The sequence below is a fragment of the Shigella sp. FC1967 genome, from assembly GCF_001743005.1.
GTDB lineage: Bacteria > Pseudomonadota > Gammaproteobacteria > Enterobacterales > Enterobacteriaceae > Proteus.
In genome coordinates this window covers 1-12,754 of record NZ_MIIZ01001386.1, presented here as the reverse complement: position 1 = coordinate 12,754, position 12,754 = coordinate 1, and the positions used below count along the sequence as shown (strand labels likewise).

8 protein-coding genes and 1 pseudogene are annotated in these 12,754 nt (G+C 36.2%); all 9 read left to right on the top strand.

From position 1 onward, the window contains the following. The first annotated feature begins 34 nt into the window (after positions 1-34). Positions 35-649, top strand: coding sequence for a hemagglutinin (locus tag BHE89_RS22240; RefSeq protein WP_286146424.1), 615 nt, complete (start codon positions 35-37; stop codon positions 647-649). After that, positions 594-785 (top strand): YadA-like family protein, encoded by a 192-nt coding sequence (locus tag BHE89_RS26650; RefSeq protein WP_006533818.1) that lies wholly within the window; start codon positions 594-596, stop codon positions 783-785. Before BHE89_RS22240 ends, BHE89_RS26650 begins: the two co-directional genes overlap by 56 nt. A gap of 228 nt (positions 786-1,013) precedes the next feature. After that, positions 1,014-1,505 (top strand): acetyltransferase, encoded by a 492-nt coding sequence (locus BHE89_RS22235; RefSeq protein ID WP_069367650.1) that lies wholly within the window; start codon positions 1,014-1,016, stop codon positions 1,503-1,505. Between the two features lie 327 nt (positions 1,506-1,832). Next, positions 1,833-3,394, top strand: a pseudogene (locus BHE89_RS22230) (sulfatase-like hydrolase/transferase). A gap of 146 nt (positions 3,395-3,540) precedes the next feature. Further along, positions 3,541-4,347 carry a hypothetical protein gene (locus BHE89_RS22225; RefSeq protein ID WP_286146423.1) on the top strand — a complete coding sequence of 269 codons (807 nt, stop codon included), beginning with the start codon at positions 3,541-3,543 and terminating at the stop codon, positions 4,345-4,347. Between the two features lie 140 nt (positions 4,348-4,487). Further along, positions 4,488-5,408 carry a hypothetical protein gene (locus tag BHE89_RS26645; RefSeq protein ID WP_286146422.1) on the top strand — a complete coding sequence of 307 codons (921 nt, stop codon included), beginning with the start codon at positions 4,488-4,490 and terminating at the stop codon, positions 5,406-5,408. 295 nt (positions 5,409-5,703) lie between these two features. Continuing rightward, positions 5,704-6,630, top strand: a complete 927-nt coding sequence (locus BHE89_RS26640; protein ID WP_286146421.1) for an autotransporter outer membrane beta-barrel domain-containing protein — start codon at positions 5,704-5,706, stop codon at positions 6,628-6,630. A gap of 11 nt (positions 6,631-6,641) precedes the next feature. Next, positions 6,642-9,716 carry a chondroitinase family polysaccharide lyase gene (locus BHE89_RS22215; protein ID WP_069367646.1) on the top strand — a complete coding sequence of 1,025 codons (3,075 nt, stop codon included), beginning with the start codon at positions 6,642-6,644 and terminating at the stop codon, positions 9,714-9,716. A 54-nt stretch (positions 9,717-9,770) separates the two neighbouring features. Beyond that, the coding region (locus tag BHE89_RS22210) for a chondroitinase family polysaccharide lyase (protein ID WP_128860779.1) at positions 9,771-12,754 on the top strand (2,984 nt) is incomplete at its 3' end.

Below are 12,754 nucleotides of genomic sequence, written 5' to 3'. Positions count from 1 at the left end.
ATACCAACCAAAGATTATTAAAGGATTAGATTAAATGTTATTTAAAAAATTATTTTTAATTGTTTTCTTATTTCCAAATTTCTCCTACTCGAATACACATTCAATAAAGAAAAATAGAGAAGAACCCGTCATTGTTAATATTCCCAGTATTTCACTAGGTGACCAAAGTAATGCATCTGGTAACGGTTCAATTGCAATAGGAACCAATAGCCAAGCTACAAATACATACTCAGTTGCTATTGGTCCTAACTCATTAGCAACAGAAGAAAATACAGTATCGTTTGGTAATATTGAAAATAAATACACTTCTCGACTAGTTAATATTAGTGATGGAAAAAACAATACAGATGCCGTTAATCTTATTCAAACTAAAAAAATGGTAGATAAAAATAGAATAGCAACAAATAATACCATCAATCAGCTAAAGAGAACGGTCAGTGCAGATATCAGTAATCTCAAAACTCATGTTAATGATTTTGACAGTTATTACAGAAAAAGATCAGCTGAAATAACAGACTCAATAGCAACGTTAGACAAAGAAATTATCGCGTTAGAAAAAAAAAGTATTTGCCGGTATTGCCTCATCAGTTGCAATGACGAGCATTCCTTATCTCGCTCATCACACATTAAGTGGTGGAATTGGTATTAGTAATTATCGAACCGGCACCGCATTTGCCGGAGGTGTGCAATATAAGCCCAATAACGATATTGCATTTAGACTAAACTCATCCATTAATAGCGAAAAAGAAATTATTATTGGTGGTGGACTAGCTTATGGTTGGTAAACAATTTTCTTTACTATAATCAGATTATAAAAAAAATAACTTTATAATTAAAGCAGTAATAATTTAAATAAAATTACTGCTTATTTATAATAAAAATATTTTAATTGATAATAAATAAATCATTCTAATAATTGATAAGTATAACTTTAGTGTTTCTGATATATTTTTTGTAATGTACATTATTTTTTATATACTAGGATTATAAAATAGAGTAAAAAGGAATAAAAAATGAATTATATATTTCAAAAAATGACGGCTAAAGATATTAGTGCAGTAGCACTATTATTACAAAAAAATTCTGAATCTCAGCAAGGTGGATTATATGGTGAATACCCTTTAAATAAAGTTGAGGCGATGTATCAGAGTAGTACTAGCGCTGTTGTTGCATTTTATCAAGAAAAGATTGTTGCTGTTGTTTTTAGCTTTCCTGTTACCTCTTTTTCGATCCCTCCAGTTGCTCAAGCTATTAATCAACGCTTTCCTGAAATAACGCAAAACAATTGGTTTTATGGCCCTGTTTGTATTGATGAATTACATCGAGGAAAATCACTATTAAAAGATCTCTACCAACAGATCTGTTCTTTACATGGCGGAAACCCTATTGCATTCATTAATAGCGAAAATATTCGGTCACTAAAAGCACATCAAAAATTAGGCATGAAGCTTGTTAAAAGCTTTGAGTTTAAAGATACGTCCTGGTGGATAATAAAAGGACAATGAAAACAAACGAAAGAAAAATACTTACACAATCTGTGATCCTATTTTCTGGCTGAAAATGGAAGCTATTCGGTATTTTTGCAACCGACATCACAAAACAAAAAATAACAATAAAAATCAATGAGATATAAAAACCAATAAAAAGTTAATCTATTCTTAACAATATTCCAACTCTTATTTTAGCTGTCAAATTGCTTACAATTTGACATCATTCTGTGATCTCCCTTTCAATTCTAGATCTTTCGTTAACTTACTTTTTGATCTTATACAAAAAGTATAAATAAGATAAAAGACACCAAATCGAAAGTAAACGTAAAATAGGAGGAAGCAATGACTGTTTCCCGCAGAACTTTTATCAAAGGACTCGCAGCCAGCGGTGCAGCAATGACTGTCTCTACCCCTGTTATTGCTAATTCAGGGAGTTCGACTTCTAACACGCGATCGCGTCCAGAAAATGCCCCTAACCTATTAATTGTTTTCCCAGATGAAATGCGTGCTCATGCATTACAGTTTATGGGGGAAGATCCTTCAATTACACCTAATTTGAACAAATTTGCGAAGCAAGCCAAAGTAATGACGCAGATGGCTTCAAACTACCCTCTTTGTTCCCCATTTCGTGGCATGTTTATGACTGGCCAATACCCTGTTCGCAATGGCATTACAGGAAATGCACATGATTATGGTGGCAAAGTAGGTATTGATTTATCACCTTATGCAAAATGTTGGTCTGATGTTTTAAAATCTCTCGATTACAGCACTGGCTATATTGGTAAGTGGCACCTTGACGCACCTTACGAACCATTTATTGAAAGTTATAATAACCCAATGGAAGGTCGTTATTGGAACGAATGGGCAGCACCAGATAGACGCCATGGTTTTGATTTTTGGTATTCTTATGGCACTTATGATTTACATTTAAAACCAATGTATTGGGCAAACGATACCCCTCGTGATAAACCAATTTACATTGATCAATGGGGACCTGAACATGAAGCTGATATGGCAATTAAGTTCCTCAAAAATGAAAACAATCAATTTAGAGATAATTCAAAACCTTTTGCATTAGTGGTTTCAATGAATCCACCGCATTCACCTTATGATCAAGTACCGAAAAAATACCTCGATGCTTATCAAGGTAAAACATCAAAAGAGCTAAATACACGCCCTAATGTGCAGTGGGATTCTGAATATCAAGAAGGCTATGGTCCTCAATATTTCAAAGAATATATGGCAATGGTCAACGGTGTTGATGAGCAATTTGGTCGCATCGTAGATGAATTAGAAAAACAAGGTCTTGCTGATAATACTCTCGTCGTTTTCTTCTCTGATCATGGCAGTTGCTTGGGCGCAAATGGACAAGCAACAAAAAATAATCCTTATGAAGAATCCATGCGTGTTCCTATGATGTTTCGTTTACCGGGTAAAATTAAACCAGGCTCTGACGATGCATTAATGTCAGCACCTGATATTTACCCAACTATCTTAGGACTACTTGGGTTATCAGAATGGATCCCTGATTCAGTAGAAGGTACTGATCTTGCGGATAGAGTAATCACAGGCAAAGGTGACACAGCAAATTCTCAGCTTTATCTTTTTATTCCTTATGGTGAGCCTTCATTCGGTAAACGAGGTGTAAGAACAAAAACTCATACTTTGGTTATAGATAGACAAGATGGGCAACCATTAAAATATACTTTATATGACAATGTGAACGATCCATATCAAATGAAAAATATAGCCAAAGATAATATGCCTTTAATTGAGAAATTAATTAAAGAAGAATTAACCCCTTGGTTGGAAAAAAACAGGAGATTCTTGGCGCGCCACTGAATTCATTACGGACAACAACCAACAAATTAAATAAAACAATATCAACATGTAAAGAAAAATAATAAAAATATCTGCGCCATAATTTTATGGCGCTATATATAAACCCAATTCGCTGATATAAAAAATCCTTTTAATAAAATAAAGGGAAAGATGTCCTACACCTAAAAATTGACACAAATAAAAGCGAATAAAGAATTGGATATACACCATGAACAAACTTCGTATTGCTCTTTTTTTACCTTTTCTTGGCTTAGGTTTAACTTCTTTTCATTCTCAGGCAGCTAATGTCAACGCCATGTTTTCTTGGGAAACAGCAGATTACGATACTCCCAATAACTATTCTGGTTATCGTGTAGATTTTAATATTAATCCCGATAAGTCTAACTGGTATTTCGATGTAGGTTTTCGTCAACGTGAACATGACAATAAGAACCGTTATCAGCGTTATGATTTACAGGGTAGTTATCGTTTTAAATTAAATAACGGTTGGATCCAACCCGGTTTAAAAGTACGTCAAGACCTCACTAATTATGATAATGGTAGCCGATTAACAATTGATTTTTATGAGTCAAAAACCAATTACCAATTTCCAATTAATAAAGATTGGGTTTTAACTGGTAGTGTTTTATTTGGTTTACAAAAGAAAGAAGACAAACGTAGTAATGGCGTCACAAACACGGATTACTTAGGTTGGGAAATTGAACCTGGTCTACGTTATTTTGTCACGCCTAATATTAATACAACCGTTGCTTATTTTGATGGTGGTAAGCAAGCAATACGACATCAAGAATATGACACAAAAGAAACAAACCATAATCAACAATTACGTATGTATGTAAACTGGACAACACCAATCGGATTAATTGTTTCTCCATCAATGCGTAAATCTATTTTTGGAAAAATAGAAGATAGAACAAATAAAGGCGTTTTATATCGAAAAAGATATGACACGTTATACCTTACAAATGGCTTATCAAATATCACCACAATGGCGAGTCATGACGGAATATTATAATGAACGAGTTGAAAATAAAAATGATGGTAGTAAATCAACTCAGGATTATTTCAAAGTTTCATTCCGAGCAACATTCTAATAATTAAAACTATACAATTGTTCATGGAGTTATATTGTGAAAAATAAAAAAATTATTATTTTTGAGCGCTGCGATTTTATCAGCTATTTATGGTTCAGCGTGGGCAACAGAATGTGATCCCACTTTAAATATTTGTGAAACCGTGAATGTTAAAGACGGTAATACCGCGCAAATAAATAAAGATATTACAGTTTCCCAAGGTGATGGCGTTGTATTTAATGGCTCGTCAACAGAATATAAAGCTCAAGCCATTACAAAAAATATTACGGTTACAGGGGATGGTGCAAGTGCCATCAAGATAAATCAAGGGGCTTCTTTTAGCAGTAATATCAACTTAAATGGTGCTAACGTGACCAGTGAGAATGGCGCAGCCATATTGGTTGAAGGTGAATTTCCTAAACGCGGTACCGGTGTTTATGTCAGAGACGGAGCCATTATTCGTGGAAAAACGGCGGCTATTGATTTTAGAACATTGAAAACAGGTTTTAGAAGTGATGTCAATGGTGAGATCCATGGTGATATTCTAGGAAATGGTCATGCGGATACTAAAATAAATTTTGCTTATCAAGGTGGTGCTCAAAATGCCCTATTTGATGGGTATAAAATTACAGGAGTTCCGTTAATTGAAAACCATGGCAATTTAACTATCCAAGGAAAAGACAGAACAATTCACTGGGAAGGGAATTTCATGAATAAGGAAAATAGCCAGCTAATTTTCCGCCTTGATGATAATACCAATACTGATGAAACTATTCTTCATGTTGACGGGGATGTTACCTTTAAAAAAGGCAGTCAAGCCAAATTAGATTTTAAAGGCACTAGTGTCGATAACATCATAAATAAAGATATTATTTTAATTTCTTCCAATTCAGCGATTAAAGATGAAGCGGGAATTACAGTTACGGACGCTAATGCTATTGCCCCCGATGTTTCACCTTTATTAGAAAAAAACAGATTCATGGTTAGAAACCACACCACCTAATATTAGCGGTGGTGTTAGTGGCAATCAACTAGTTGCACGTTATGGTATTAGCTATGAAGGTGGCAATAATTTTATTAGTGCAGCTGAACGTGGTGGGGTCAATGAAAACGGATTAGCGGCAGCTAATTTTGTTATTCCAACTGTTTTAAATGAATTTAATAATACGCGTAGCCAAGTTTCAGACGAAGCACTGAGTCTATTAGTCGCAGCTGGAAATGACGATAATAATATTGCTGAATTATCAAACGATTTAGCCCCTATCGCTGATGGTAGTGATATTCAAGCAGGCTTAATTATGGTTGAAGATATGCGCAATAATATCGCTCATCGCTATTTACGTTATGACAACCAATTACCGATTGAAGAAAGAGAAGCTGGCTGGAATAGTTGGGCAAACATGCTATACGGTTATGGCACACAAAGTCATCAAGATGGCATTAACGGTTACAACACCTACCGCACAGGTATTCAAATCGGTACTGATTACGAAATTAACCAAGATGCGCTTATTGGTGTTTCTTTTGCTTATAACTACGCCAAAGCTGACGCGAAACAACGTAATGCAAGTAAAGAAATTAACCATTTTGAATTTATGCCTTATACCGGTTGGTATAGTGACACATTATTCTTAAACGGTAATTTAAATATTGGTTATTACACAGTTGATAGTGAGCGAGATATCGGTGGCAATACCGGATGGCAAGGAAATACCAAAGCAAAAGGTGATTATTCTGGTGTGCAATTAGGTTATCAAATTAATGCTGGAACCTATTTTGATTTTGATTTCATCCATATAAAACCGATGCTGACTTACCAGTATCAATGGCTCAATATTGATTCATGGGAAGAAACAGGCGCTGCATTATCTATGCGAACTAATGGCCAACGCTACGCTGTTAATCAATTAGGTGGTTCAGTTGCTTTATGGAATAGCTATCAAACCGCTTATGGCAAATTAACACCATCCCTTAATCTGCGTTACATCAAAGATATTGCAGGTAACAATAATATTAATCAACGTCATAGCCTCACCTATTTTAATACAGGGGGAAGTACCTTTGATGTTAAAGGAAATCGTGTTGGTGGTGGCATTATTAGTGCTGAATTAGGGACAAATCTCGATATTACCCAGTCGTTGAATTTAGGTACAACAATGGGATATCAGCGTTATGACAAGTTCAATGAAGGACGCATTGGTTTCACTGTTAGCCAGCGTTTCTAAGGAGAAAAATAATGCCGATATTTCGCTTTACTGCACTTGCTATCACATTGGGGCTACTATCCGCCCCTTATAATGCGATTGCAGCCACCAACAATCCTGCATTTGATCCTAAAAATCTGATGCAGTCAGAAATCTACCATTTTGCGCAAAGTAACCCATTAGCAGACTTTTCATCAGATAAAGACTCCACACTGACGTTATCTGATAAACGTAGCATTATGGGAAGCCAATCCTTGTTATGGAAATGGAAAGGTGGAAGTCACTTTACGTTACATAAAAAGCTTATTGTACCGACAGATAAAGAAGCCTCTAAAGCATGGGGACGTGCATCTACCCCCGTTTTATCATTTTGGCTTTATAACGAAAAACCCATTGATGGTTATCTCACTATCGACTTTGGGGAGAGGCTCAATTCAACCAGTGAAGCGCAAGCAGGTTTTAAAGTAAAATTGAATTTTACTGGCTGGCGTGCTGTTGGGATCTCTTTAAATAACGATCTTGAAAATAGAGAAATGACCTTAAATGCAATGAATACCTCTTCCGATGGTACTCAAGACAGTATTGGTCGATCTTTAGGCGCTAATGTTGACAGTATTCGATTTCAAGCCCCATCTAATGTGAGCAAAGGTGAAATCTATATCGATCGTATTATGTTTTCTATCGATGATGCTCGCTATCAATGGTCTGATTATCAAGTGAAAACACGTTTATCAGAGCCTGAAATCCAATTTCATAACGTGCAACCTCCGTTGCCAGTGACGCCCGAAAATTTAGCAGCGGTTGATCTTATTCGCCAGCGCCTAATTAATGAATTTGTAGGTGGTGAAAAAGAGACAAATCTCGCACTAGAAGAAAATATTAATAAATTAAAAAGTGATTTTGAAGCACTCAATATTCGTGTTTTAGCGGATGGCGGAATACAAGGGCGACATCTGATCACAGATAAACAAACTATTATTTATCAACCAGAAAACCTTAATTCTCAAGATAAACCACTTTTTGAAAATTATGTCATTCTTGGTAACTACACAACATTAATGTTTAATATCAGCCGTGCTTATGTTCTTGAAAAAGATCCGACACAAAAAGCCCAGTTAAAACAGATGTACTTATTAATGACAAAGCATTTATTAGATCAAGGCTTTGTTAAAGGGAGTGCATTAGTCACAACCCATCACTGGGGATACAGTTCTCGTTGGTGGTATATTTCCACACTATTAATGTCTGATGCTTTAAAAGAAGCAAACCTACAAACTCAAGTTTATGATTCATTATTATGGTATTCACGAGAGTTTAAAAGTAGTTTTGATATGAAGGTAGGCGCAAACAGCTCGGATTTAGACTATTTCAACACCTTATCTCGTCAACACTTGGCTTTATTACTACTAGAACCTGATGATCAAAAGCGCATCAACTTAGTTAATACTTTCAGTCATTACATTACTGGTGCATTAACTCAAGTTCCTCCAGGCGGTAAAGATGGTTTACGTCCTGATGGTACAGCGTGGCGACATGAAGGTAACTACCCAGGTTACTCTTTCCCTGCCTTTAAAAATGCCTCTCAGCTTATTTATTTACTGCGTGACACTCCCTTTGCTGTGGGTGAAAGCGGTTGGAATAACTTGAAAAAAGCGATGGTATCGGCGTGGATTTACAGTAATCCAGAAGTCGGATTACCGCTTGCGGGGCGACATCCTTTTAACTCACCATCGTTAAAATCCGTCGCTCAAGGCTACTACTGGCTTGCAATGTCTGCAAAACCATCTCCAGATAAAAAGCTCGCGTCTATTTATCTTGCGATTAGTGATAAAACGCAAAATGAATCGACTACTATTTTTGGCGAAACTATTGCGCCAGCGGCTTTACCTCAAGGCTTCTATGCTTTTAATGGCGGTGCTTTTGGTATTCATCGCTGGCAAGATAAAATGGTGACATTGAAAGCTTATAACACCAATGTTTGGTCATCTGAAATTTATAACAAAGATAATCGCTATGGCCGTTATCAAAGTCATGGTGTAGTCCAGATAGTCAGTAATGGTTCGCAACTTTCACAAGGCTATCAACAAGAAGGCTGGGATTGGAATAGAATGCCAGGAGCAACGACTATTCATCTTCCTCTTAAAGAGTTAGATAGCCCTAAACCTCATACGTTAATGCAACGTGGAGAGCGAGGGTTTAGTGGGACATCTGCCCTTGATGGTAAATATGGCATGATGGCATTTGATCTTATTTATCCGACCAATCTTGAACGTTTTGATCCTAATTTCACCGCGAAAAAGACCGTATTAGCGGCGGATAATCATTTAATTTTTGTCGGTAGCAATATTAATAGTAGTGATAAAAATAAAAATGTTGAAACTACCCTATTCCAATATGCTATTACACCTGAATTAAACGCCATTTGGATTAATGGGCAAAAAGTTGAAACCTTTCCTTATCAAGCAACACTGACACAAGGTGATTGGTTAATTGATAGCAATGGTAATGGTTACCTCATTACTCAAGCTGAAAAAGTGAATGTCAGTCGTCAACACCAGACTTCAGCTGAAAATAAAAATCGCCAACCAACAGAAGGAAACTTCAGTTCGGCGTGGATTGATCACAGCGTTCAACCTAAAGACTCCAGTTATGAGTATATGGTCTTTTTAGATGCAACGCCTGAAAAAATGGGGGAAATAGCGCAGAAGTTTCAAGAAAACAATGGGTTATATCAGGTTCTTCGTAAAGATAAAGATGTGCATATTATTTACGATAAACTCAGCAATATAACGGGATATGCCTTTTATCAATCCGCTTCAATTGAAGATAAATGGATCAAAAAGGTCGATAAGCCCGCGATTGTGATGGCTCATCATCAAGGAAATTCGCTGACTATTAGTGCCGTGACACCTGATTTAAATATGACACGACAAAAAGCAGCAACTGCCGTGACTATCAATGTTATCGTCAATGGGAAATGGCAACCAACTGAACCTACTGATAAAAATAACAAAGTAAAATATCACGTTTCAGGTGATAACACTGAACTCACTTTCACCAGTTACTTTGGTATTCCACAAGAAATCAAACTTTCGCCTCTCTCTTGATATCACTAAAAGGAACGCATTTGTGTTCCTTTTTTATTTGCAGGAAATCTGATTATGCTAATTAAAAAACCTTTAGCACATGTAATGGCATTAAGCTTATGTTTATCATTACCCGCACAGGCATCTCCCTCTCTTTCTCATGAAACTTTCGGTGATATTTATCTCTTTGAAAGTGAAATACCCAATACCCTCACCGCCTCAGAGAAGGATCAATTATCACTAAGTAAACAGCACGCTAAAGATGGTGAACAATCGCTTAAGTGGCAATATCAACCACAATCAACATTGACGTTGAATAATATAGTGAATTACCAAGACGATAAAAATACAGCTACACCACTCACTTTTATGATGTGGATTTATAATGAAAAACCTCAAGCTTTCCCATTAACATTGCAATTTAAGCAAAATAATACCGTTGCATTAAGTTTTGATACTCAGCTTAATTTTACGGGATGGCGAGGTATTGCAGTTCCCTTTCGTGATATGCAAGGTGCTGCAAAAGGTTCGTTTGATCAATTAGTAATAACAGCCCCAGATCAGGCTGGAACTCTCTTTTTTGATCAAATTATTATGAGCGTACCGTTAGACAATCGTTGGGCTGTTCCTGACTATCAAGCACCATACGTAAATAATGCAGTAAACACGATGGTCAGTAAAAACTGGAGTGCTTTATTGATGTACGATCAGATGTTTAAAGATCATTATCCTACTCTAAATTTCGATACTGAGTTTCGCGATGATCAAGCTGAAATGGCATCAATTTATCAGCGTTTTGAATATTATCAGGGAATTAACAGCGATAAAAAAATTACATCAGACATGCTAGATAAAAATTTAGCCCTTTGGGCAAAACTAGCATTAACACAACACGCTGATGGCTCAATAACAGGAAAAGCACTCGATCACCCTAACCGACAAAACTTTATGAAAGTTGAAGGTGTATTTAGTGAAGAGACGAAAGAAACATTGCTTGATACCAATATGCTAAGAGATGTTGGTAAAACGCTTCTCCAAACGGCTATTTATTTGCGTAGTAATTCCTTGTCGGTAGCCGATAGAAAAAGATTAGAAGATCTTTATTTATTAGGGACTCGTTACGTTCTTGAACAAGGTTTTACACGAGGTAGTGGTTATCAAATTATTACTCATGTTGGATATCAAACCAGAGAACTTTTTGATGCATGGTTTATTGGTCGTCATATTCTGGCAAAAAATAACCTTTTAGCTCCCACTCAACAGGCAATGATGTGGTACAACGCCACAGGGCGAATTTTTGAAAAAGATAATGAAATCGTTGATGCAAATGTCGATATTCTCAATACTCAATTGCAATGGATGATAAAAAGCTTACTGATGTTACCAGATTATCAACAGCGCCAACTCGCCTTAGCACAACTGCAAAACTGGTTAAATAAAACCATACTAAGTTCAAAAGGAGTTGCTGGTGGCTTCAAACCTGATGGTTCTATTTTTCATCATTCACAACATTACCCAGCTTACGCTAAAGACGCATTTGGTGGTTTAGCGCCGAGTGTTTATGCATTGAGCGATTCACCTTTTCGCTTATCAACTTCAGCACATGAGCGTTTAAAAGATGTTTTATTAAAAATGCGTATCTACACTAAAGAGACGCAAATTCCGGTGGTATTAAGTGGTCGTCATCCCACTGGATTACATAAAATAGGTATTGCTCCATTTAAATGGATGGCATTAGCAGGAACCCCTGATGGTAAACAGAAATTAGATCCCACATTATCCGCCGCTTATGCAAAATTAGACAACAAAGCATATTTTGAAGGTATTAAAGCTGAAAGTGAACCTGTTGGTGCATGGTCCATGAATTATGCATCAATGGCAATGCAACGCAGGGCATCAACTCAATCACCGCAGCAAAGCTGGCTTGCGATTGCTCGTGGTTTTAGTCGTTATCTGGTTGGTAATGAAAGTTATGAAAATAACAATCGCTATGGGCGCTATTTACAGTATGGTCAATTGGAAATTATTCCTACTGATTTAGCCCAATCAGGATTTAGTCATGCTGGATGGGATTGGAATCGATACCCAGGAACAACCACAATTCATCTTCCCTATAACGAACTTGAGGCAAAACTTAATCAATTACCCGCTGCGGGTATTGAAGAAATGTTACTTTCAACAGAAAGCTATTCTGGTGCTAATACACTTAATAATAACAGTATGTTTGCCATGAAATTACATGGTCACAGTAAATATCAACAGCAAAGCTTAAGGGCTAATAAATCCTATTTCTTATTTGATAATAGAGTCATTGCGTTAGGATCGGGTATTGAAAATAATGATAAACAACATACAACAGAAACAACACTATTCCAGTTTGCCGTTCCTAAATTACAATCGGTGATCATTAATGATAAAAAGGTAAACCAATTAGGTACTCAATTAACTTTAAATAATGCAGATACCTTAATTGATCCTGCGGGCAATTTATATAAGTTGAGTAAAGGGCAAACGGTAGAATTTAGTTATCAAAAACAGCATTCTCTTGATGATAGAAATTCAAAACCAACAGAACAACTATTTGCAACAGCCGTGATCTCTCATGGCAATGCGCCGAGTAATGCAACTTATGAGTATGCGATAGCGATTGAATCACAAGATAATAAAGTACCTGAATACACTGTATTACAACATAATAAGCAGCTTCATGCTGTAAAAGATAAAATAACCCAAGAAGAGGGATACGCATTCTTTGAAGCAACCGAAATTAATTCCCCTCAAGCTTTATTATTATCGAGCAACTCACCAACGATGGTAATGGCTAAAATACAAAAACAACAATTAACGCTGAGTATTGTTAATCCTGATTTAAATTTATATCAAGGTATTGAAGCGGATCAAGTTGATAATAAGGGGAATCAGGTTGAGGTAAGTATTTATTCTCGCCAATGGCTGACAGCCGATCCTAAACCAACAAGTAGTACAATTACCATAAAAGGAATGTGGAAATTAGCAACACCTCAATCCGGTATTAATATTCAACATCAAAATAATAATAC